Origin of the sequence: Amycolatopsis sp. cmx-4-61, from assembly GCF_046548775.1 — a bacterium.
Lineage (GTDB): Bacteria > Actinomycetota > Actinomycetes > Mycobacteriales > Pseudonocardiaceae > Amycolatopsis.
This window is the reverse complement of sequence record NZ_JAEBEI010000002.1, coordinates 278,296-299,465: the sequence shown is the minus strand read 5'-3', so window position 1 is coordinate 299,465 and position 21,170 is coordinate 278,296. Positions and strand designations below refer to the sequence as shown.

The 21,170-nt window shown below is 72.4% G+C and carries 19 protein-coding genes; 4 read left to right on the top strand and 15 right to left on the bottom strand.

Translation table 11 applies throughout. The annotated features are described in order from the left end of the window. Positions 1 to 155: 155 nt before the first annotated feature. The 9 genes from ACLJOU_RS09845 to ACLJOU_RS09805 all read right to left on the bottom strand — a co-directional run bounded on the left by ACLJOU_RS09845 (position 156) and on the right by ACLJOU_RS09805 (position 9,866). Positions 156 to 1,442 carry a polysaccharide lyase family 1 protein gene (locus tag ACLJOU_RS09845; protein ID WP_410565408.1) on the bottom strand — a complete coding sequence of 429 codons (1,287 nt, stop codon included), beginning with the start codon at positions 1,440 to 1,442 and terminating at the stop codon, positions 156 to 158. Between the two features lie 10 nt (positions 1,443 to 1,452). Continuing rightward, a complete protein-coding gene (locus ACLJOU_RS09840) occupies positions 1,453 to 2,394 on the bottom strand; it encodes a PmoA family protein (protein ID WP_410565406.1) in 942 nt (313 codons plus the stop codon). After that, the gene (locus tag ACLJOU_RS09835) at positions 2,391 to 3,617 is read right to left on the bottom strand and encodes a Gfo/Idh/MocA family protein (RefSeq protein WP_410565403.1); all 1,227 of its coding nucleotides are present in this window, start codon (positions 3,615 to 3,617) and stop codon (positions 2,391 to 2,393) included. The genes ACLJOU_RS09840 and ACLJOU_RS09835 overlap by 4 nt, the downstream gene beginning before the upstream one ends. Beyond that, positions 3,617 to 4,753 (bottom strand): Gfo/Idh/MocA family protein, encoded by a 1,137-nt coding sequence (locus ACLJOU_RS09830; protein WP_410565401.1) that lies wholly within the window; start codon positions 4,751 to 4,753, stop codon positions 3,617 to 3,619. Before ACLJOU_RS09830 ends, ACLJOU_RS09835 begins: the two co-directional genes overlap by 1 nt. Continuing rightward, positions 4,750 to 5,322, bottom strand: a complete 573-nt coding sequence (locus ACLJOU_RS09825; RefSeq protein ID WP_410565398.1) for a DUF624 domain-containing protein — start codon at positions 5,320 to 5,322, stop codon at positions 4,750 to 4,752. The genes ACLJOU_RS09830 and ACLJOU_RS09825 overlap by 4 nt, the downstream gene beginning before the upstream one ends. Before the next feature lie 4 nt (positions 5,323 to 5,326). Next, positions 5,327 to 6,172, bottom strand: a complete 846-nt coding sequence (locus ACLJOU_RS09820) for a carbohydrate ABC transporter permease (protein WP_410565395.1) — start codon at positions 6,170 to 6,172, stop codon at positions 5,327 to 5,329. After that, complete coding sequence (locus tag ACLJOU_RS09815; RefSeq protein ID WP_410565392.1) at positions 6,169 to 7,152, bottom strand: carbohydrate ABC transporter permease; 984 nt, start codon at positions 7,150 to 7,152, stop codon at positions 6,169 to 6,171. The genes ACLJOU_RS09820 and ACLJOU_RS09815 overlap by 4 nt, the downstream gene beginning before the upstream one ends. 3 nt (positions 7,153 to 7,155) lie before the next feature. Continuing rightward, entirely contained in the window at positions 7,156 to 8,448 is a 1,293-nt protein-coding gene (locus tag ACLJOU_RS09810) for an ABC transporter substrate-binding protein (protein ID WP_410565389.1), read from the bottom strand. 221 nt (positions 8,449 to 8,669) lie between these two features. Then, complete coding sequence (locus ACLJOU_RS09805; RefSeq protein WP_410565386.1) at positions 8,670 to 9,866, bottom strand: Gfo/Idh/MocA family protein; 1,197 nt, start codon at positions 9,864 to 9,866, stop codon at positions 8,670 to 8,672. 290 nt (positions 9,867 to 10,156) lie between these two features. Here ACLJOU_RS09805 and ACLJOU_RS09800 point away from each other — a divergent pair, with 290 nt between their 5' ends. Further along, the gene (locus ACLJOU_RS09800) at positions 10,157 to 11,140 is read left to right on the top strand and encodes a LacI family DNA-binding transcriptional regulator (protein WP_410565383.1); all 984 of its coding nucleotides are present in this window, start codon (positions 10,157 to 10,159) and stop codon (positions 11,138 to 11,140) included. Here ACLJOU_RS09800 and ACLJOU_RS09795 read toward each other — a convergent pair. The 4 genes from ACLJOU_RS09795 to ACLJOU_RS09780 all read right to left on the bottom strand — a co-directional run bounded on the left by ACLJOU_RS09795 (position 11,137) and on the right by ACLJOU_RS09780 (position 14,910). Beyond that, positions 11,137 to 12,375 (bottom strand): FAD-binding protein, encoded by a 1,239-nt coding sequence (locus tag ACLJOU_RS09795; protein ID WP_410565380.1) that lies wholly within the window; start codon positions 12,373 to 12,375, stop codon positions 11,137 to 11,139. The two genes, ACLJOU_RS09800 and ACLJOU_RS09795, sit on opposite strands and share 4 nt — an antisense overlap. Positions 12,376 to 12,433: 58 nt before the next feature. Further along, on the bottom strand, positions 12,434 to 13,471 hold the full coding sequence (locus tag ACLJOU_RS09790; protein WP_410565377.1) for an Lrp/AsnC family transcriptional regulator: 1,038 nt from the start codon (positions 13,469 to 13,471) through the stop codon (positions 12,434 to 12,436). Positions 13,472 to 13,537: 66 nt separating this feature from the next. Beyond that, the gene (locus ACLJOU_RS09785) at positions 13,538 to 14,326 is read right to left on the bottom strand and encodes a hypothetical protein (protein ID WP_410565374.1); all 789 of its coding nucleotides are present in this window, start codon (positions 14,324 to 14,326) and stop codon (positions 13,538 to 13,540) included. Then, positions 14,323 to 14,910 (bottom strand): papain-like cysteine protease family protein, encoded by a 588-nt coding sequence (locus ACLJOU_RS09780; protein ID WP_410565371.1) that lies wholly within the window; start codon positions 14,908 to 14,910, stop codon positions 14,323 to 14,325. The genes ACLJOU_RS09785 and ACLJOU_RS09780 overlap by 4 nt, the downstream gene beginning before the upstream one ends. A gap of 361 nt (positions 14,911 to 15,271) precedes the next feature. Between ACLJOU_RS09780 and ACLJOU_RS09775 the strand changes: the two genes are divergently transcribed. Continuing rightward, positions 15,272 to 15,841: a TetR/AcrR family transcriptional regulator gene (locus ACLJOU_RS09775; RefSeq protein ID WP_410565368.1), complete on the top strand. Its 570-nt coding sequence runs from the start codon at positions 15,272 to 15,274 to the stop codon at positions 15,839 to 15,841. Between the two features lie 71 nt (positions 15,842 to 15,912). After that, positions 15,913 to 16,920 (top strand): medium chain dehydrogenase/reductase family protein, encoded by a 1,008-nt coding sequence (locus tag ACLJOU_RS09770; RefSeq protein ID WP_410565365.1) that lies wholly within the window; start codon positions 15,913 to 15,915, stop codon positions 16,918 to 16,920. 10 nt (positions 16,921 to 16,930) lie between these two features. Here the strand turns inward: ACLJOU_RS09770 and argG are convergent, their stop codons facing one another. Further along, positions 16,931 to 18,376 (bottom strand): argininosuccinate synthase, encoded by a 1,446-nt coding sequence (argG, locus tag ACLJOU_RS09765; RefSeq protein ID WP_410565362.1) that lies wholly within the window; start codon positions 18,374 to 18,376, stop codon positions 16,931 to 16,933. Positions 18,377 to 18,623: 247 nt separating this feature from the next. Here argG and ACLJOU_RS09760 point away from each other — a divergent pair, with 247 nt between their 5' ends. Then, a complete protein-coding gene (locus ACLJOU_RS09760; RefSeq protein ID WP_410565359.1) occupies positions 18,624 to 19,466 on the top strand; it encodes an aminoglycoside phosphotransferase family protein in 843 nt (280 codons plus the stop codon). Positions 19,467 to 19,476: 10 nt separating this feature from the next. Here ACLJOU_RS09760 and glpD read toward each other — a convergent pair whose 3' ends face one another. Then, positions 19,477 to 21,165, bottom strand: coding sequence for a glycerol-3-phosphate dehydrogenase (gene glpD, locus ACLJOU_RS09755; RefSeq protein ID WP_410565357.1), 1,689 nt, complete (start codon positions 21,163 to 21,165; stop codon positions 19,477 to 19,479). Between the last annotated feature and the right edge of the window lie 5 nt (positions 21,166 to 21,170).

Here is a 21,170-nt window from a genome sequence, read left to right as displayed (position 1 = left end):
AAAACGTCCGACCGGGTTGTGAAAGCGCTTTCTCGTCCCAGAGTTTCGGGTGGCGGACAGGCCGTGTCAATGTCGTTCGCCGCAGCGCCGCGCATGTCGCCCGGATGGTCGCCGCGCGCGGGGGTTTTCTGAAAACACCGAAAGTGTCGAATGGTTCAGCGGCCGGGACCGGCGCCGGTGAGCACCAGTGCCGGGACCGCCCACGCCGGGTCGAGGCGGTCGGCGAAGGGGGGCGTCCACCCGACGTCGGTCCCCAGATCCGGGTCGTTGGCCGCGTTGTATTCGGCCACCAGGTCCACCGCGCGCGGCCACTGGTTACCCTGGGCCACCAGCGTCCCGGTCGCGTGGAGCACGGTGCCCTTCCAGTAGTGCACCAGCTGCCCCAGTGGCAGCCCCGCCGGGATGCGGAAGAAGTTGTTCTCCGCGTAGATCCGGGACTGCACGCCGACCCCGATCGAATACGTGTACGCGGCCGGGTCCTCGACCAGGTAGAGGTTGTCGTAGACGTGCACCTGGCCGTACCGCACGCGCGGCGCGCGCTGGCCGATCTCGGAGAACAGGTTGTGGTGCAGGGTGACCCGCAGCTTGCCGACGTCGTAGGTGGGCTTGTCGGTGTTGCCGATCAGCATGGTCTTGTCGTGGTCGTGCAGCCGGTTGTAGGAGACCGTGACCAGGTCCGAACCGTTCACGATGTCGAGCAGGCCGTCGTGGACCTCGTACTTGCGGCCGAAGTACGTCGGCTGCGTGTCGTTCCCGCCGTCGCTGAACTCGTTGTGGTCCACCCACACGTGCGTCGCGCCGACCAGGTCGAGGTTGTCGTACTCGGAATTCCAGTTGCCGTCGGCGGTGTCGAGGGGATCCCACTGCGGGAAGCAGTCGTGGGCGTCGGAGAGGTGCAGGTTCCGCAGGATCACGTTGTCGCCGGTGACGCGCAGGGTCAGCCCGTGCAGCGTGGCGTGGCCACCGAGTCCGACGATCGTCGTGTCCGGGCCGACGTCGAGGACGACCTGCTTCGCCTGGTTGGCCTGCGACCGCGCACGGGCTTCTTCCAGCGGCCCGGACGGCGGCACTCTCCCCCAGGTCGCGGGATCGTACGCGGCCAGGTACGCCGGGAGGCTGTAGCCGGGATCGGCGAAACTTTCACAGCCGACCGGCCGGTCGGCGGCGTCGACGTTGCCTTCGATCGTGCCGCGGACGTAGACGATCTTCGGCGCGCCCGGGTGTGCCGCCAGCGCGGCCGCCAGCTCGGAGCGTTTGGTCACCACGCGGACGTCGGCCGGGGCGGCGGCCGCGCCGCCGGTGGTGCCGGTCGTCGCCGCGGCCCAGCCGTCGTGCGCGCCGAGCACGACCCGGCCGGGGTCGCGGCCGTGCGCGGACGCGGGTGCCGCGGTGAGCGTCAGTCCGAGCAGGGCGAGGCACCCCGCGAAAGCCTTCCAGCGCATGTCGGCTCCTTCAGTCGGTGTCCGGTCTCGTGCGCACCCGCGCCGCGTGCCGGGCGAGCCCGGCCGGGTCCGGGGCGCCGTCGATGACGACGACGTGGTGGGTGAGGGTCAGCTCTTCGCCCGGTTCGAGCAGCCACGGCCGGTGGTAGGTCGCGGCGAAGCTGACCACGGGGAACGGCTCGTTGCGGACGTACCAGGCCGTCGGGTGGGCCGCGTTCGCCGGGCTGTCGGCGAACAGCAGCGTCGAGGTCCGCAGGCTCTCGTCGTGCTGCCCGGTGAAGGCGAGCCACGGCGCCCGGTGCCCCATCGCGTCGGCCGCGGACTTCCCGTCCGACGTCCGGACCGTGCCGCCGACGAACGAGCGCGGCCCGCGCCAGAACAGCCCGCCGTAGCCGGCGGTGTCGCGCCCTTCGGTGACCGGGCTGCCCCACCGCAGCTCGTGGCCGCTGGTGTTGCGCAGCCGGCTGGACCAGCTGAGCGTCCAGTGGCCGCCGCGCAGCGAGACGTCGCCGAAGCGCAGTGTCCGGTGCTCGGTGAGCCAGCGCCGGCCGGCCGCGGTGCGCCAGGCCAGCTCGTGCCGCAGCTCGCAGTGCCCGCCGGCGTCGTCGATGCTCTCCCAGCGGACGTGGCCGACGATGCCGTTGTTGTCGAGCGGGGTGTAGCCGCGGCCGCGGACGTAGGTGCGGCCGCCCCAGAAGTTCTCGCCCGAGAGGTGGGCCATGGTGAACTGCAGGCCGTTGTGCCAGGTGTGGTCGTGCGGGCGGACCGCGGTCACCGTCTCCCCCGCCGTGGTGCGCAGGGGGTGCAGGTACGGCTTCGGCGAGTCCCCGGCCGGCGTCGGCGGCTCGACGACGTACTCGGCCAGGACGAGGTCGCCCAGGCGCACGCACACCCGGCCGTCGGGCTCCTCGGTCGCCGCCGGCGTGCTGTCCCCCACCGCGGCCCGGCTCACGCCGGTTCCCCGATCTCCGCCAGCAGCTCGCCGACGGACACGGGCCGGCCGGTTTCCAGGGACCGGTTCGCGGCCAGCCCGGTGAGCAGGGCCTGGAGGCCGGCGTCGTGGTCGGCCGCGCAGCCGAGCGCGTCCGGTTCGGCGTCGCCCAGCAGCTCGGCGAGCATCCGCTCGTCGCCGCCACCGTGCCCGTCGCCGAGGAGCCCCTCGAACACGGTCTCCGGCGGCTCCCAGTGCCGTTGCACGGTCAGCCGGGCGCGCCCCGGCTCCGGCACCGGCTCGGCGCCGGCCGCGTACTCGTTCTCCCGGACGTCCAGCTCCAGCCGCCCTTCGCTGCCGGAGAACGCGACCCGGTAGCCCTCCCGCGGCGAATACGCGTGCAGGTGGTAGTTCAGCACCGCGCCGCCGTGGTGGCGCACCAGCACCGACAGGTCGTCTTCGATGGTGACCCCGGGCGCGAACACGTCCTGGTTGCGGACGTAACCGTCTTCCCGCGCGGCGTCTCGGTAGAGCGCGCGCAGCCTGGGCGAGGCGTCGAGATCCAGCGCGAACCGGTCACCGGCCGCACGGTGGTCGGTTCTGTCGCCGTAGAAGAAGAGCCGGCCCAGCGCGAACACCGTCTCCGGCCCACGGCCGAGCCACCAGTTGACGAGGTCGAAGTGGTGGCCGGACTTGTGCACGAGCAGGCCGCCGGAGTTGGCCTTGTCCCGGTGCCAGCGGCGGAAGTAGTCGGCGCCGTGCGCGGTGTCGAGCAGCCAGCTGAACTCGACCGAGCCGATCTCCCCGATCGCGCCGCCGGCCAGCAGTTCCCGCACCCGGCGGTGCACCGGGTTGTACCGGTAGTTGAACGCGACCCGCACCGACCGGCCCGTCTCGCGGCGGGCGGCCAGGATCCGCCGCGCGCCCTCGACGTCGGTGGTCATGGGCTTTTCCGTGACGACGTCGCAGCCGGCCTCGAGCGCGGCGACGACGTAGTCCGCGTGCGTGTGGTCCGGCGTGCACACCACGACGACGTCGATGCGCTCCTTCGCCAGCATGGCGGTGAAGTCCTCCGGCCGGTAGCCGGGGATCTCCGTGCCCAGCCAGCCGTTGTGGACCCGCATGCGGGTCTCGTTGCGGTCGCAGAAGGCCGCGAGCCCGGCTCGCGGCGACGCGGCCAGTGCCTGGGCGAACAGCTGGGCGCGGGAACCCAGGCCGACGATCGCGTGGCGGCGCACGGCCATCACCTCTCTCGATCCGGTGAAGCGGCGGCCCCGGTCCAGGGCAGGGCGAGTTCGGAGAAGAGCGCGAGCCGCTCGGCCGCGGTGTCGACGGCGCGGTCGACGCCCGGCACGACGAAGTGCCGGTCGGGCCCGGTGTCCACGGTCTCGACCCACTCGGCGGGCAGCGGCAGCGGTTCCGGCGCGTCGCGGACCGCTTCCACCAGCGCGGTGAACGCCCGGGTCACGGCCAGCGGCGCCAGCAGCGGCTCGCCGTCGCGCAGGTGGCCGACGAGGTTGGCCAGCAGGTCCCGCGGCGGAGCGACCGGGAGCCGCCGGTCGCCGATGGTGACCAGATCCGTCTTGTAGTGCCAGCGGATCTGGCCTTTTGTGCCGTGGACCAGCACGTACGGCTCGTGGTCGGCCTCGGCGTCGAGGGTCGCGGCGGCGACGACGTCCGGCGCACCGGCGAAGCCCAGCCGCGCGCAGGCGGTGTCGTCCGACTCGATGTCCCGGGCCCGGTACAGCTCGACGGCGATCCGCTCCGGCGGGACGTCGGCGGTGCCGTTGACCAGCAGCGCGGTGGCGACGGCGTGGGCGAACGGGTTGGTCAGGGCGCCGTCCACGACCGGCTGCCCGCCGACGCGGCGGCGGCCGGCCCACTCGGCGCGCGCGAAGTAGCGGTCCCGCCGGATCCAGGCGCCCGCGGCGGCGATGCCGGTGACCGTGCCGATCTCGCCGGTTTCGATGGCCGCCCGCACGACGGGGACGGCGGCCGAGCCGAAGCTCTGGAAGCCGGTCTGGCAGGCGCGGCCGCGGGCCAGCGCGGTGAGCTCGCCGAAGGCCGCGAGGTCCAGCACCGGCGGCTTCTCGACGAGCAGGTGGCAGCCCGCGGTGAGAGCCAGCCTGGCCAGCGGCAGGTGGGTGTGCGGCGGGGTGGCCACCACGGCGATGTCCGGGGTGGTGCGGGCGAGCAGTTCGGCCGCGTCCCGGGTGATGACGGCGCCTTCGGGCAGGAGGGCACGGGCCGCCGCGGAGGGTTCGCGGATGTCGCAGGCGCCGGCCAGCACCAGGTCGCCGCGGTCGTGCCGGGCGCGGGCCCGGCGCAGGTGGTGGGCCGCGTAACCGGCCGTGCCGAAGACGACGACGTGCGGCCTCATCGGCGGCCGCCGGTCGCGACCGCGGCCAGGGCGAGCGGCCCGGCCACCACGAGGGCAAGGATCGGGAGCATCCAGACGAGCAGTCCGGCGATCCCGAGCGCCGCGGCGAGGAGCAGGCCGTTCTTCGGGTCGGCCGCGGTTTCCCGCGCCGCTGCGCCGAACGCCCGGCACCAGGCCGGGGCGCCGGTGGCCACCAGCTCGCAGGTCCGCACGGCCAGTACCACCCCCGCCGCGGCCAGCGCCCCCAACGCCGGCCGCAACACTCCCGCGCCCGGCATCGACGCCACCACCTCCAGGTCCACCGCGAACAGCACCACCGCCACCAGGCACCCGAGCCCGAAGCCCACCCCGCCGCGGACCACCGACCGGAAGTCCGCCCAGAACGTCGTCCACAGTGGACTCCCGACGCCCCGCCGGGCGCGGTCGAGCACCCGGCAGCCCGCCACGAACGCCGGGCCCGCCGTCACCACCGGCACCGACGCCAGTGCGACGAGCAACCCCGCCAGCAGACAGTCCGAAAAGTCACCGAGCCCGGTTCGCCACCGCGTTGCCCGCTTCCGCGTCCGCATCGGGTCACCCCTTCAGGCCGCTGGTGCTGACGCCTTCGACCAGCAGGCGCTGGAAGGCGAGGAAGAACAGCACGATCGGGACCAGCGCGAGCGCCGACATCGCGAACATCGCCCCGAAGTTCGACTCGCTGCTGGTGTCCACGAACAGCCGCAGACCCAGCGGCACGGTGAACTTCTCCGTGTCGTTCAGGTACACCATCTGCGTGAAGAAGTCGTTCCACGTCCAGATGAACGTGAAGATCGACGTCGTCACCAGCGCCGGTTTCGACAGCGGGAGCACCACGTGCCAGAACGTGCGGTAGACCGAGCAGCCGTCGATGATCGCCGCTTCGTCGAGCTCACGCGGGATCCCGCGCATGAACTGGACGATCAGGAACACGAAGAACGCCTCGGTGGCCAGCAGCTTCGGCAGGATCAGCGGGACGAACGTGTTGACCAGGCCCGCCTGCTGGAAGATCACGTACTGCGGGATCAGCGTGACGTGGTAGGGCAGCATCAGCGTCGTGATCATGAAGGCGAACAGCGCCCCGCGGAACCGGAACTCCAGCCGCGCGAAGGCGAACGCGGCCAGCGAGCAGGACAGCACGTTCGCCGCCACCGAGAGGCCGGCCACCAGGAACGAGTTGAGGAAGAAGCGGCCGAACCCGACGTCCGCCGCGCCTTCCCAGCCCTTCTGGTAACCGTCGAAGACGAACCGGGTGGGCAGCAGCGCCAGGCGCGACAGGATTTCGTCCGGCGGCTTGACCGACGCGAACGCCAGCCACACCAGCGGGTAGAGCACGATCGCGACGACGACGAGACACAGCGCGTGCCGGCCGAACGACCGCGCCGTGCGTGGCAGTACGGTCATTTCTTCTCCCCTGTGCTTTCCACGTCGTCGTAGAACACCCACAGCTTCGCCGTCCGGAACACGATCGCCGTCACGACCGCGATCACGACCAGCAGCACCCACGCCATCGCCGACGCGTACCCCATCCGGAAGTCCTGGAAGCCGACCTCGAACAGGTAGAGCGTGTAGAACAGGTCCGCGTCGGCCGGGCCGCCGCGGCCGCCCCCGATGACGAACGCCGGGGTGAAGGCCTGGAACGCGTGGATCGCCTCCATCACGAGGTTGAAGAAGATCACCGGCGACAGCATCGGCAGCGTGATGTGCCGGAACCGGCGGAACGCACCCGCGCCGTCGATCGCCGCGGCCTCGTGCAGCTCCGCCGGGATCTGCTTGAGCCCGGCGAGGAAGATCACCATCGGCGCGCCGAACTGCCACACGCCCAGCAGCACGATCGAAGCGAGGCTGAACTGCGGGTCGTCGACCCAGCTCGGCGTGTGCCAGCCGAAGAACGCGAGGACCTCGTTGACCGGGCCGCCGCCCATGAACAGCGCCCGCCACACCAGCGCCGCCGCGACACTCGCGCCCAGCAGCGAAGGCGCGTAGAACGCCGCGCGGTAGAAGCCTCCCCCGCCGCGGCGGGTGTTGAGCAGCATCGCCACCAGCAGCGACACGGCCAGCTTCAACGGGACCGAGACCAGCACGTAGATCAGCGTGACCTTGACCGACTGCAGGTAGCGGTCGTCGCCGGTGAACATGTGCGCGAAGTTGCCGAGGCCCACCCACTTCGGCGCGGTGAACATGTCGTAGTCGGTGAACGACAGGTACAGCGAGACCACCATCGGGCCCACGGTCAGCGCCACCGCGCCGAGCAGCCACGGCGTAAGGAAGGCGAACGCCTCCGGCTGGCTCTTGCGGCGGCGCCCGGCCGGCCGGTCCCGGCGCCGGACGCGCGCGGCCACCGGTGGCGCGACCGGCGGGTCCGGGGTGCGCAGGGTCGTCATCGGCTACGACAGTCCCTTCTGGGCTTCGGTCATGAACCGGGTGACGGCGTCGTCGATGCTCATCCGGCCGAACGCGACCTCTTCGTACGTGCGCTGCAGGAGTTTCTGGACGGCCCCGGCGCCTTTCGGCGGCACCGGTGGCGCGGCGCCGAGCTTCGGTTCTAGTGCGGCTTCGTAGTCGTAGAGGGTCTTGTCGTTGCCCTTGGCGCCGGCCGCCAGCTGGGCGCGGACCTTCAGGTTCGGAGCGAGCCCGCGGTCGGTGCCGACGATCTTGCCGACCTCGGGGTCGTTGACCAGGAAGTCGACGAGCTTCGCCGCCGCTTGCTGCTGCTGGCTGCGGGCGGAGACGGCGAGGAACATCGACGGCCGCCGGTACTGCCCGGTGTCGCCGTTCGCGCCGCTCGGGTACGGCGCCACGTTCAGCGGCTTGCCGTTCGCCTTCTGGTACGCCGGCAGCAGGTTGTCGTAGGCGAACTCCGAGCTGGTCAGCTTCTTGCCCAGGGGCGACTGCTCGGGCGAGGTGTTGTAGGACGCGGTGACGTCCGCAGGCGAAGCGGCCTTCGTGTCGCGGAACCTGCTCGCCAGCTGCCAGTAGCGGCGCAGGTCGTCGCCGGTGAAGCCGAGCTTGCCTTCGGGGGTGTAGAACTGCTTGCCCTGCTGGCGCAGCCAGATCTCCAGCGCCGTGTCGAGGATGCCGAAGTCGGTCACCCCGCGCGCCGGACCCGCGGTACCGACCTTCTGGGCCACGTCGGCGTAGGAGTCCCAGGTCAGCCCCTTGGCCGGGTCGGCCCCGGCCGCCATGTATGCAGCGGGGTCGTAGATCATCGCGGGCGTGTTCTGCGCCCACGGCACGGCGTACCGCTTGCCCTGGTAGACACCGGTGGCGGCCAGCTCCGGGTTGATGTCGGCGAGGGAGATCGCCTTGCCGGCGCCGGAGTTCAGGTCGGCCAGGACGTTGCGCCCGCCGTACTCGGCCAGGTAGCGGCTGTCGACGTTGAGCACGTCCGGCGGCTTGCCCCCGGCCGTCTGCGTCGCCAGCTTCTCCCAGTAGGCCGCATACGCCGAGAACGACGTCTGCACCTTGATGCCCGGGTTCTTCTGCTGGAAGAGCTCGACGGCCTTCTTCGTCAGGTTCGCCCGCCCTTCGCTGCCCCACCAGACGAAGTTGATGGTCACGTCGCCGCCGCCACCGGAGTCCGAGCCGCAGGCGGCCACCCCGGTGAGCAGCAGCGGGACCACCACGGCCAGCGCGGCGATCCCCCGTCCCCTGGTCCTACGCACAGTTGCCCGCCCCATCGAACTCTCCGTCCTCAGCCGGTCAGCACTTTTCTGAAAACGCTGTCAGCGGGCTCACGGTAGGCAGTGCGCCGCACCGGTGTCAACGGCCAGTTCCGAGCAGTAGCCCTTGTGCAGCAACGCTTTCAGCATTCAGTGGCCGGTTCGAGCGCACGCTGAGAAAGCGCTTACCGGACCCGGGCCGGACACCCGTTCCTCAGCGCGGTGAGCACCGGCGGGCGTCAGCCGGTGCGTTCGGCGGCCGGTCCGGCCGCCGGGCGTCGCGCGGCACTCGCCCACGGGACGCCGATCTCGGAGAACAACGCAAGCCGGTCCGCGGCGACGGCGACCTCTTCGCCGATCCCCCGCACGACCGGGTGCCGGCTCGCCCCTTCGCCGACGGTGCGGATCCAGCCCGCCGGGATCCGCGACGGCGACGGCGCGTCCCGCACCGCTTCGACCACCGAGGCGAACGCCCGGGTGCCGGCCAGCGGCGCGAGGAGCGGCACGCCGTCCGGGTCGAGGTGGTGGGCGATCAGGTTGCGCAGCAGGTCGGCCGGTTCGCCGAGGTGGCACCGCTCGTCGTCGATTTCGAGGCGGTGGCTCTTGTACCAGAACTTCGCGCGCGCCCGCTCGCCGTGCACCACGACGTAGGGTTCGTGGTCCTGCTCCGCGCACAGCGAAGCGGCGACGACGATTTCCGGCCCCTTGCCGAACCGGATCCGCAGGCACGCGGTGTCGTCGGCTTCGATGTCGCGGGTGCCGTAGAGCTCGAGGGCGATCTCGGCCGGGTCGCGCCCGGCCACCCCGGCGACCAGCAGCGCGGTGGCCACGGCGTGGGAGAAGGGGTTGGTGAGGACGCCGTCGACGACCGCCTCGCCGTCGAGCCACCGGCGGCCGGCCCAGGGGTTGCGGCGGTAGTAGGCGTCGGTGCGGATCCACGCCCCGGCCGCGCCCACGCCGACCACGGCCCCGAGCTTCCCGGCCGCGATCGCCGCCCGGAGCACGGGCAGCACCGGGGAGCCGAAGCTCTGGAACCCGGTCTGGCAGGCGGCTCCGGTCTCCGCGGCGAGCCGCGTCAGCGTGGTGAAGCCGTCGAGGTCGAGCACCGGCGGGGTCTCCAGCAGCAGGTCGCTGCCCGCGCGCAGCACCGCGGCGCCGGTCCGGACGTGCGCGTGCGGCGGGGTGGCGACGACGGTGACGTCGGGGCGGCAGTGGCGGAGCAGGTCCTCGACACCCGGGTGCGCGGTACCGCCGGGCGGCAGCAGGGCGCCGGCGGCGGCCGACGGCGGCCGGATGTCGGCCATGCCCGCGAACCGGACCAGTCCTTCGTCGTGCAGGATCCGCGCGCGGTGCAGGTAGCTGAAGGCGTAGCCGGACGTGCCGACGACCGCCAGCCTCGGCGGGTCCGCCACGGTGCGGCTCCGGCTCCCCGACATGGATCTCCGATCGGCGGGCGCTCCGGGGCGCCCGCGCGGGAGGCGACGAATGGGTCAGGCTTTTCCGGGAGGAACTCCCGGTCGCCACCGTAGGGCGTGCGCGACAAAGGTGTCAATCATCGGACCGGACTGTCGAAATCGTCGAACCGACGATACTCCGGATGGTCGTGCTCGTTTCGAGATAGCGCTTACTGGAACCGACGGTCATCGGTTGCACCGTTTGCAGGATTTGTTGACAACGCACTCAGGGAGTTTCCATGATGTTGCCCGGAGCCTGCCGAGGAGTTGCCGTGACCGTGACGATTCACGACGTCGCCCGCCGGGCCAACGTGTCGATCTCGACCGTCTCGCGGGCGTTCACGTCGCCGGACCTGGTCCGGCAGCAGACGCGCACCCGGGTGCTGGCCGCGGCACACGAGCTGGGTTACCACGCGGCCGGGACGCCGCAGCCGGGGCCCGCGGCCCGGACCGGGCACATCGGGATCGTGGTTTCCGACCTGGGCAACCCGTTCTTCACCGGCGTGCTCAACGGGGTCCAGGCCCGCGCCCGGCAGGACGACATCGCGGTGCTGTTCGCCAACAGCGACGAGGACCCGGCGATGGAGCAGAACCTCGTCCGCCGGATGGCCAAGCAGGTCGACGGCGTCGTGCTGTGCAGCCCGAGCATGACCGACGACCAGCTGCGCGCCCTCGCCGGGCAGACGACCCTCGTGCTGCTCAACCGCGAGGTGCCCGGGCTCCCGTCGATCGTGATGGACGCCGCGGACGGGATGCGGCAGGTGATCGAGCACCTGGCCGCGCTGGGCCACCGCCGGTGCGCCTACCTGGGCGGGCCGCGGGCGTCGTGGGCCAACCGGGCTCGCCGGCTGGGACTGGCGGAGACCGCGGGCCGGCACGGCACGGACGTCGTCGAGTTCGGCCCCTTCCCGCCGGTGTTCGAGGGCGGCCTGCAGGGCGCGGACCTGGCCCTGGCGGCGGACGTGACGGCGATCGTGGCCTACAACGACCTCGTCGCCTTCGGCGCGCTGGCGCGGCTGAACGCCCGCGGGGTGCCGGTGCCGGACGAGATCAGCCTCGTGGGGTTCGACGATCTGGTCTTCGCCGCGATTTCGGCGCCCCCGCTGACGACGATCGCGATGCCGACGGAGGCGGCCGGCCGCGCGGCGGTGACGATCCTGCTGGGCCTGCTCGACGGCGAGGCCGACGAGCACACGACCCAGGTGCTGGACACCCACCTGATCGTCCGCGCCACCACGGCCCCGCCGGCGGGTTAGCTCCCGAAGACGGTGCGGTCCAGGAAGGGGTTGCGGAACTTGCCCTGCGGGTCCAGTGCCTCCGCCAGCGCCCGGAACTCCGCCAGCCGCGGGTGGTTCCCGGGGACGCCGTGGAACAGCTTGCCCCAGTGCGGGCGCACGGCGAACGGCGCCAGGCGCTCCTCGAGCACCGGCAGCACCGCCTCGACCTCCGCCTGGCGCGGCTGCCACGTGAAGTGCAGGGCCACCCGGTCGCCGCCCTGGCACGGGCTCAGCCACAGGTCGTCACCCGCGATCGCGCGGATTTCCGAGACCAGCAGCAGCGGCGCGAGCAGGTCGCCGATCTCCCGGACCGCCCGGATCGCGGCCACCGCGTCCCGGTACGGCACGAAGTACTCCGACTGCAGTTCGTCCCCGACGCTCGGGGTGAACGCGAGCGCGAAGTGCGGGAGCCGCTCGTGCCACGGGCCCGGAACCCCTTGCTGGGGCGTGCAGTTGTCCGCCGGGATGCCGGCGGCGTGCGCCGGGTGGCGGGGCCCGTCGGCGGGCACCGCACCGAACAGTTCCGGCCGTTCGGTGAAGTCGTCGACGCGGCTCTTGACCCACACCTGGTCGATCGCGTCGTTCGCCCAGTTGGTGAACATGCTGACGCTGTAGCCGGCGTCCTCGATTTCGTCGAAATGCGCGTACGCGGCTTCCCACGGCAGGTCGTCGAAGACGTCTTGGCGGACGTCGAACGCGGGGACCACGTCGAGGGTCAGTCGGGTGACGACGCCGACCGCGCCGAGCCCGACGACCAGGCCGGGGAACTCGGCGTCGGCGCGGCTGAACGTCCGGAGTCCACCGTCGGCGGTCACGAGCTCGATCCCGGAGACGGCCCTGGCGAGCCCCGGCTGACGGCGTCCGGAGCCGTGGGTGCCGGTCGCGACGCTGCCCGCCACGGTGATGTGCGGCAGGGAAGCCAGGTTCGGCAGCGCGAACCCGGCGTCGTGCAGCTGCTGCGCGAAGTCGCCGTAGCGGGCCGAGCCGCCGACGGTCACGGTGCCGTCGCCGAGTTCGACACCGGCGTCGAGGGCGCGCAGGTCCAGCAGGAGGCCGCCCGGGGAGTCCGCGATGTCGTTGAAGCAGTGCCGGCTCCCGAGGGCTTTGACGCGCGACGCGGCCGCCACGGCTTGACGCACCTCGTCGACGGTCCGCGGGGTCGCCACCGCGTCCGCGCCGTAAGTGACGTTCCCGGCCCAGTTCGACTCGCCCACCCGTGCTGTCCTTCCGCTGTCTGATCCCCTCTCGACCCTACGTCAGCCGGGGCGGTGCTCAGCGGGCCGGGATGATCGCCTGGTGCGGGCCGCCCAGGCCGTGCGGGCTCAGCAGGCGGCCCATGCGCTTGGGCATCCGCAACGTGATCGCGCGGTCCAGGACCCGGGCGCCGGGCGCGGCCTCCGCGAGCCGCGCCTCGTACGCCGTGCAGTCGGCCGGGACCCGCAGCCACGCCGACACCACCAGGTTGCCCTCCCCCACCACCGCGGCCGAGAGCCGGGTCTCCGGCAGCTGGGCGATCGCCGTGCCGGCCCGGTCGAGGCCGGGGGCCGCGACGTCAAGGCGGTAGCCCGCGATCACCGGCCAGCCGGCCGGGACGTGCGCCAGGTCGCAGCGGAAGTCCAGTTCGTGGTTGCGCAGCATCCGCGCCAGCGTGCGCCGCACCGCCGACTCGCTCATCCCGCAGTCGCGGGCCAGCACCGCGTAACTGCGCCGCCCGTCCTCGCCGAGGGACTCCACCAGCGCCCGCAGGCCCCGGTCGTTCCACTGCTGCGGCACGACCAGCCGGGCCTGCACCGCGGTGTCGTCCAGCACCGCCCGCTGTTCCGGTGCCAGCGCGTTCACCAGCCACCCGCTGCCCTCGCGGTAGACGCGGGTCGCGACGGCGAAGCGGACCTCCCGCACCCCGGGCAGCGCGCCGACGCGGCCGGTGACCAGCGCGTCCAGTGCGTCCAGGTCGCGTGCGGCCAGGCCGAGGAACAACGCGAACCGGCTGGTGGTGCGCTCGACGCTGAACACCGACGGCCAGCCGCACAGCTCACGGGTCAGGGCGCTCAGCGCGTCCGGGCGGCAGGCGAGGTCGACGTACCCGACCGTGGTCGTCGGCGGGGTCGAATAGGCGGTGAGCCAGGCCAGCCCGGCGGCCTGCAGCCGTTCCCAGCGGCGGGCCGCCGTCGTCGCGTCGGTGCCGACGGCGGCGGCGATCCGCGTCCACGGCGCCCGCGGGTCGCGCTGGAGCGCTTCCACCAGCGCGAGGTCCGACGCGCTCAGCCCCGGACGCGCCGTTTCCGGCGGCGCACCGGGCGAAACGGGCATGGCGCATTGTGACCTGATCATGACCCGCTGCCAAGGGGCCGCCGGGCAGCGGCGGCCCCTCGCGTCCTACTGCCGCCGCAGCCGCGGCGCCGCGGCCGCGCCCGCCACCAGGACGAGGACGCCGCCGAACACGAACGGCAGCACCGGGACGTCAGTGGAGTCGGCGGGGTCGGCGGGACCGGTGGAGTCGGTGGCCGGGACCGCGCGTTCCCGGCCGCCGTAGCCGCCGCCCGCGCCGTCGCGGTCGTAGGCCGAGCCCGGCAGCTTGTCCGCGTACCGCCGGTGCAGGGCCGCGCGGTAGTCCTTCAGCGACAGCTTCGTGCCCGCGGCGAGGCCGGTGACCGAGCCGTCCAGGACCGTCACGACGTCGTCGTGCACCGCGTACCAGGCGTTGACCTGCGGCTCGTGCAGGAGGTAGCCGCCGGCCGCGGCCCGGGCGTACTGCCGCTCGTAGTCGCCGGAGGCGACGTTGACGACGGTCCACGCCGGGCCCTGCCGTTCCGCCCACACCGTCGCGGCCGTCCCGTCGCCGGTCCGCGCCGGGACCGCGACGTAGGCGAGGGCGGCGGGGACGTCCGACGTGCCGGCGACGAACGCCGCCGTCGGCTCGTAGACCGGCACCTGCGTGCGCGGGTCGGCCGCCTGCTGCGCCGCCGCGGCGTGGGCGCCGGGGAACTTCGTGTGCGCGAGCCGGCCGAGGGTGGCCGGGCCGCCGGTGACCTGCCCGATGGCGGCGGTGTCGGCGGCGGTCGGCGCGCCGGCGGGTTCGTTCGCCGCGCTCGCGGCGGCGTCCGTGGTGAACATCGCGGCGCCGGCCAGCACGGCCACGCCCATCGCTTTCCGCAGCATGCTCATCCCTCGATCCCGTAGAGCGTGTGGGTCCACTGGAACTGGCTGTTCGAGCGGTAGGTGTCGTAGTTCATCGAGTTGTAGCGGCTGTTGTTCGGCCAGGGATCGCCGTATTCGACGCGGGTGGCGCCACTGGAGTTGTCGTAGCCGTAGAGGACGTGCATGTGGCCGCCGCCGGAGCGCCAGCCGATCCGGGTGCCGATCGGCTGGCCGGCGTCGATCTGGGCTTCGATGCCGCTGAAGGAAAGCGTCTGTCCGTTCGAGTAGTACGTGCCGACGTCGGTGAACCCGAGGTAGCGGAACACGCGCTGCTGGTCGGACAGGTACCCCTGGTTGTTGGCGCAGTCGCTGCCGGATTCGTTGTGCGCGATCTGGCAGAACCGCGTCTGGGTCAGGGAATGGCCCCAGTAGTCGGCGATCGTGTTGCCGCTGGCGTCCCAGCACCACTGGTCCTTCTGCTGGGCCTGCATGGTGATCCCGAGATCGGTCCGCGCCGCGGCCGCGGCGGCCGGGGTTTGCAGCGCGACGACCGCGGCCGTGACGGCCGAAAGGGCCGCGAGTCCACGAAGGACTCTTGAGGTGGTTTTCACGAAGTGTTCCTCCAGCCGGTGAGGTTTCGACGTGGTGGCACGGAATACTCCGCGCCCGGCACGGTGATCCGGTACCTACCAAGGGAGGATTGCGTTGGCGGGAAACGATTCGGGCGGATCCCGGCGGTTCCGGGCCGCCGGATTCCGGCAGCGGCTCCGGCCCGCCGGACGGATTCCGGCGGTCGCCCGCATCAGGAAACGGTCGGCGCGCCGAGGGCGGCGCACCGGCCCGGCGGGTCGGTGTCTTCCGTCGGCGAGGAATTTGTCACGCGCATCCGGCTTCGCTTTCGCGAGTCTGTCATCGCCGGCCGGACACGACCCGGGTTGCCTTCCCGGCAAGAGTGAGTGTACAGTCACTCACATGACCAGACGCGGTGCCACCCTCTCCACCTCGGACGCCCGGCGGGACGCCGTCGTCGACGCGGCCATCGCCGAGTTCGCGCGCGGCGGCTACCACAGCACCCCGATCAGCGCCGTCGCCGCCCGGGCCGACATCTCGCCCGCGTACGTCTTCAAGCTGTTCCCCGGCAAGGTTTCCCTCTTCGTCGCCGCGCTCGATCGGTGCTACGAACTCGTCGCCCACGCCCTCTCCAACGGCGCGGCCCGCGTCGAGGACGGCGATCCGGGGAAGATCCTCCACGAGATGGGTGGCGCGTATGCGGAACTCATCGCCGATCGGAACCTGCTCATGCTGCAGGTGCACGCCCAGTCGGCCGCCGACACCCCCGAGATCGCCGACGCCGTGCGCCGCGGCCTGGCCAAGGTGACCGAGCTGGCCAAAACCCGCTCCGGCGCCGAAGACGACGAGGTGCAGCGCTTCGTCGCCTACGGCCAGCTCTGCCACCTCATCGCCACCCTAAACCTCGACGCGCGCAGCGGCGACTGGGCCGCCGTGCTGTCCGCCGGCATCCGCCACCCCGGCAAACACTGACCCCCGCACCAGGCACCTTTTTCGCGCCCATTGAGTGATTGATCAGTCACTCACAACCGGAAGGAACCCTCATGACCGTCACCGAAATCGTCCTCCCCGGCGTCGTCGAGCCGGACGGCCTGCGTGTCGAACACCGCGAGCTGCCGCGGCCCGGCGCCGGCGAAGCACTCCTCCGCGTCGAGGCGACCGGTGTCTCCTTCGCCGAACAGCAGATGCGCCGCGGCAAGTACTACGACCAGCCGCCCTTCCCGTTCGTGCCCGGGTACGACGTGGTCGGCACCGTGCTCGAAGCCGGGGACCCGGCCCTGCTCGGGCGCCGGGTGGCCGCTCTGACCAAGATCGGCGGCTGGCGCAGCCACCTGGTCCTGCCGGAAGCCGACCTCGTCCCGGTGCCCGCCGGGCTGGACCCGGCCGAGGCCGAGACGTTCGTCGTCAACGGCATCACCGCGTGGCAGATGCTGCACCGGATCGCGAAGGTGCCGGCCGGCGGGACGATCCTGGTGCACGGGGCCAGCGGCGGCGTCGGCACGACGCTCGTGCAGCTCGCCCGCGCGGCCGGGATCGAGGTGATCGGGACCGCGTCCGCCCGCAACCGCGACGTGGTGACCGCGCTCGGCGCGACCGCCGTCGACTACCGCGGCGACGTGCCCGCCGAAGTGCGCAGGCTGGCGCCCGGCGGTGTCGACGCCGTGTTCGACCACGTCGGCGGGCCCGGCATCACCGAGTCGTTCCGCATGCTGGCGCCGGGCGGGACACTGGTCGCCTACGGCAGTGCGTCCACGAAGGACGCTCCGGGGAACTCACGGCTGCCGGTGCTCAGGCTCGTGGGACGCCTGCTGTGGTGGAACGTCCTGCCGAACCGGCGCCGGACGCACTTCTACAACGTCTGGGGCGGCAAGCGGAACCCCGCCCGGTTCCGCGCGCGCCTGGCCGAGGACCTGACGGCCGTGTTCGAGCTCGCCGTCCGCGGGACGCTGACCCCGCAGGTGGCCGCGCGGATCCCGCTGACCGAGGCCGGGAAGGCACTGGCACTGGCGGAATCCGGCACGGTCACCGGCAAGGTCGTGCTCGTCCCGTGAACGAGGGCGGTCAGTCCGTGCCGAACTCCATCGCGGCGTTGTCGAGCAGCTCGACGTCGTCGGTCTTGCCGCGCGAGGCGATGACCTCGGCACCGCCTTCGGGCATCGCGCCGATCAGGCCGGTCGACGCGGCCTGGGCGGCGCCGATCAGCTTCGGGTTGGCGCCGCCGACCATGCCGAGGCTCGCGTACTGCTCGAGCTTCGCCCGCGAGTCGGCGATGTCGAGGTTGCGCATGGTGAGCTGGCCGATGCGGTCGACCGGGCCGAACGCCGAGTCCTCGGTCCGCTCCATCGACAGCTTGTCCGGGTGGTAGCTGAACGCCGGGCCGGTCGTGTCGAGGATCGAGTAGTCCTCGCCGCGCCGCAGCCGCAGCGTCACCTCACCGGTGATCGCGGTGCCGACCCAGCGCTGCAGCGACTCGCGCAGCATCATCGCCTGCGGGTCCAGCCACCGGCCCTCGTACATCAGGCGGCCGAGGCGGCGGCCCTCGTTGTGGTAGCTGGCCAGGGTGTCTTCGTTGTGGATGGCGTTGACGAGCCGTTCGTAGGCGGCGTGCAGCAGGGCCATGCCCGGCGCCTCGTAGATGCCACGGCTCTTGGCCTCGATGATCCGGTTCTCGATCTGGTCGGACATGCCGAGGCCGTGGCGGCCGCCGATGGCGTTGGCCTCGAGGACCAGGTCGACGGCGGAGGCGAACTCCTTGCCGTTGATCGTCACCGGCCGGCCGTGCTCGAAGCCGATCGTGACGTCCTCGGCCGGGATCTCGACCGCGGGGTCCCAGAAGGCCACACCCATGATCGGCTTGACGATCTCGATGCCGGTGTCCAGGTGCTCCAGCGACTTGGCCTCGTGCGTGGCGCCCCAGATGTTGGCGTCGGTCGAGTAGGCCTTTTCGGTGCTGTCGCGGTAGGGCAGGTCGTGCGCCACCAGCCACTCGGACATCTCCTTGCGGCCGCCGAGCTCGGTGACGAAGTCCGCGTCGAGCCACGGCTTGTAGATCCGCAGGGAGGGGTTGGCCAGCAGGCCGTAGCGGTAGAACCGCTCGATGTCGTTGCCCTTGTAGGTGGAGCCGTCGCCCCAGATCTGGACGTCGTCCTCGAGCATGGCGCGCACCAGCAGCGTGCCGGTGACGGCGCGGCCGAGCGGGGTGGTGTTGAAGTAGCTGCGGCCGCCGGTGCGGATGTGGAACGCACCGCACGTCAGCGCGGCCAGCCCCTCTTCGACCAGGGCTTCCCGGCAGTCGACGAGCCGGGCGATCTCGGCGCCGTACTGGGCGGCCCGCCCCGGCACCGACTCGATGTCGGGCTCGTCGTACTGGCCGATGTCGGCGGTGTAGGTGCAGGGCACCGCGCCCTTGTCGCGCATCCACGCGACCGCTACGGAAGTGTCGAGGCCACCGGAGAAGGCGATACCGACACGCTCGCCGACGGGCAGGGAAGTGAGCACCTTGGACATGCGAATGATTATGCACGGCCATGCATCGTCGTGCAATCCGGGGTGCCCTGGCCGTACTGCACCAGGTCGCCGGGTGCGGAGTGTTCGCAGCGGCGAACCGGGCGTCCGGTGGCCCGGTCCGGGCGGGAGCCGGGCCAGCCTTCCTCACACCAAGATCATCCGATCACGTGTCGCACCGACCACAACCTCCCCGGACAGAACACCTGGCGCACGGAAACCCCGTTGACGTGCGTGGTTCGGTGGGCACATGTCCGCCACCGACACCGCGCTCGTCCGGCGGCTGCTGCGCGCGCAGTTCCCGCAGTGGGCGGACCGGCCGATCGGTCCCCTGGCCTCCGGCGGCACGGTCAACGCCGTGTACCGGCTCGGCAACGACCTGACGGTCCGGCTGCCCCGCTCCGCCGAGGACGTCGAGCAGGAACGCCGGACCCTGGACGCGCTCACCGGGTTGCCGGTGGCCGTCCCGGCCGTCGCCGCCCTCGGCGAACCCGGCGAGGGCTTTCCGCGGCCATGGGCGGTGCACCGCTGGCTCGACGGCGAACCGGCGGTCGAAGGCCGCCCGGTCGAGGGCTTGGCGGAGTTCGTCGTCGCGCTGCGGGCGCACCCCGCGGAGGGTCCCCCGGCCTCCCGCGGGCAGCCGCTGTCCACCGTGGACACGGCCACCCGCGAGGCGATCGGAGAACTGAGCCACACCGACGAGCCGTTCGACGCGGCGGCGGCCCTGGACGTCTGGGCCGAGGCACTCGACGCTCCACAGTGGACCGGAGCGCCGTGCTGGGTGCACGGGGACCTGATGCCGAGCAACCTGCTGCTGCGCGACGGCCGGCTGTCCGGGGTCCTCGACTGGGCCACCGCGGGCCGCGGCGACCCGGCGGCCGACCTGATCCCCGCGTGGAACCTGCTGACCGCGCAGACCCGGCACCCCTTCCGCGAGGCCGTCGGCGCCGACGATGCGGCCTGGGCGCGCGGCCGCGGCCGCGCGCTGTCGATGGCCGTGATCCAGCTGCCGTACTACCGGCACACGAACCCGGTCATCTCGGCCAACGCCCGGTACGTGCTCACGGAGCTCGGATGCGTCCCGGCTCCGTGAGCACGCCGGATCAGCTCGGCAGGAGCGCCGGGGCCGCGAGACGGGTGGCGTTCGCCGCCGCGTCGTCCGGGGCTTCCTGGGCCGAGCGCTCCGCCTCGACGCGGGCCAGGTAGTTCGCCACCTCGCGGTCCGTCCGGTGGGAATCCCAGCCCAGCAGCGGTGCCATCAGCGCGGCGACGACCGGGGCCGCCGCGACGCCGCGGTCGCGTTCCTCGATCGAGATCCGCGTCCGCCGGGTGAGGACGTCCTCGAGGTGCAGCGCACCCTCGTGCGAGACCGCGTAGACGGCTTCCACGCGGAGGTACTCCGACGTCTCCGTGATCGGCGAAGCCAGCGAGGCATCCTCCTCGATCAGGTCGAGCAGGTTCCAGATCCGCGTGCCGTACCGCTGCAGCAGGTGCTCGACGCGGGTGAGCGGCAGCCCGGACCGCGCGGCCAGTGCGAACCGGTCGGCCCACAGCTCGTGGTAGCCGTCGGCCCCGACGATCGGCAGCCGGTCGGTCCACGACGGCGGGGCCGGGCGGCCGACCTCCTCGACCGCGGCGTCGACGGCGTCCGCGGCCATCACCCGGTACGTCGTGTACTTGCCGCCGGCCACGATGACCAGGCCCGGCACCGGGCGCGCCACCGCGTGCTCCCGCGACAGCTTCGTCGTCGCGGTCGCCTTCGCCGCCAGCAGCGGGCGGAGGCCGGCGTACACGCCCTCGATGTCGTCGTGCGTCACCGGCGTGCGCAGGACGGCGTTGAGGTGTCCGAGCACGTAGTCGACGTCCGCGCGGCTCGCCGCCGGGTGCTCGCGGTCGAGGTCCCACTCGGTGTCGGTGGTGCCGACGATCCAGTGCCGGCCCCACGGGATGACGAACAGCACGCTCTTCTCGGTGCGCAGGATCAGCCCGGTGTCGAGGTCGATCTTCTCCCGCGGCACCACGAGGTGGATGCCCTTGGACGCGCGGACGGTGAACGGCGCGGGGATCCCGGCCGCCTCCGCCATGTCGTCGCTCCACACGCCCGTCGCGGCGACGACCGTGCGGGCGCGGATCTCGAACTCGACGCCGCTCTCGCGGTCCACGACCTTCGCCCCGACGACCCGCTCGCCCTCCCGCAGCAGTGAGGTCACCCGAGTCCGCGTGAGCACCGAAGCACCCTGCTCGGCGGCGGTCCGCGCGATCGTCATCGTGTGGCGGGCGTCGTCGACCTGGGCGTCGTGGTACTGGATCGCCCCGATCAGCGCGTCGTCGGCCAGGCCGGGCGCCACCCTGGCGGCGCCGCGCTTCGACAGGTGCCGGTGCCGTGGCAGCGCGCGGGCGCCGCCGAGCGTGTCGTACAGCGTGACGCCGGCGCCGATGTAGCCGCGCTCCCACACCCGGTGCTGCAGCGGGACCAGGAACTTCACCGGCCGCACCAGGTGCGGGGCCAGCTTCTGCAGCAGCAGCCCGCGCTCCTTGAGCGCCTCGCGGACCAGCTTGAAGTCCAGCTGCTCCAGGTAGCGCAGGCCGCCGTGGATCAGCTTGGACGACCGGCTGGACGTCCCGGCGGCGAAGTCGCGGGCCTCGACCAGCGCGGTCGACAGCCCCCGGGAGGCGGCGTCGAGCGCGACGCCGGCCCCGGTCACTCCCCCGCCGACGACGAGCACGTCGACCTCTTCCTCGACGAGCTTCCGCAGCGTCTCGGCGCGGTACTGCGGGGAAAGCGGGGTCACGGTGT

Excerpts from the sequence above, each read along its gene's own strand:
- ACLJOU_RS09845 (WP_410565408.1), bottom strand. The coding sequence starts at position 1,442 with ATGCGCTGGAAGGCTTTCGCGGGGTGCCTCGCCCTGCTCGGACTGACG.
- ACLJOU_RS09835 (WP_410565403.1), bottom strand. The coding sequence starts at position 3,617 with ATGGCCGTGCGCCGCCACGCGATCGTCGGCCTGGGTTCCCGCGCCCAG.
- ACLJOU_RS09830 (WP_410565401.1), bottom strand. The coding sequence starts at position 4,753 with ATGAGGCCGCACGTCGTCGTCTTCGGCACGGCCGGTTACGCGGCCCAC.
- ACLJOU_RS09825 (WP_410565398.1), bottom strand. The coding sequence starts at position 5,322 with ATGCGGACGCGGAAGCGGGCAACGCGGTGGCGAACCGGGCTCGGTGAC.
- ACLJOU_RS09820 (WP_410565395.1), bottom strand. The coding sequence starts at position 6,172 with ATGACCGTACTGCCACGCACGGCGCGGTCGTTCGGCCGGCACGCGCTG.
- ACLJOU_RS09815 (WP_410565392.1), bottom strand. The coding sequence starts at position 7,152 with ATGACGACCCTGCGCACCCCGGACCCGCCGGTCGCGCCACCGGTGGCC.
- ACLJOU_RS09810 (WP_410565389.1), bottom strand. The coding sequence starts at position 8,448 with ATGGGGCGGGCAACTGTGCGTAGGACCAGGGGACGGGGGATCGCCGCG.
- ACLJOU_RS09805 (WP_410565386.1), bottom strand. The coding sequence starts at position 9,866 with ATGTCGGGGAGCCGGAGCCGCACCGTGGCGGACCCGCCGAGGCTGGCG.
- ACLJOU_RS09790 (WP_410565377.1), bottom strand. The coding sequence starts at position 13,471 with ATGCCCGTTTCGCCCGGTGCGCCGCCGGAAACGGCGCGTCCGGGGCTG.
- ACLJOU_RS09785 (WP_410565374.1), bottom strand. The coding sequence starts at position 14,326 with ATGAGCATGCTGCGGAAAGCGATGGGCGTGGCCGTGCTGGCCGGCGCC.
- ACLJOU_RS09775 (WP_410565368.1), top strand. The coding sequence starts at position 15,272 with ATGACCAGACGCGGTGCCACCCTCTCCACCTCGGACGCCCGGCGGGAC.
- ACLJOU_RS09770 (WP_410565365.1), top strand. The coding sequence starts at position 15,913 with ATGACCGTCACCGAAATCGTCCTCCCCGGCGTCGTCGAGCCGGACGGC.
- argG (WP_410565362.1), bottom strand. The coding sequence starts at position 18,376 with ATGTCCAAGGTGCTCACTTCCCTGCCCGTCGGCGAGCGTGTCGGTATC.
- ACLJOU_RS09760 (WP_410565359.1), top strand. The coding sequence starts at position 18,624 with ATGTCCGCCACCGACACCGCGCTCGTCCGGCGGCTGCTGCGCGCGCAG.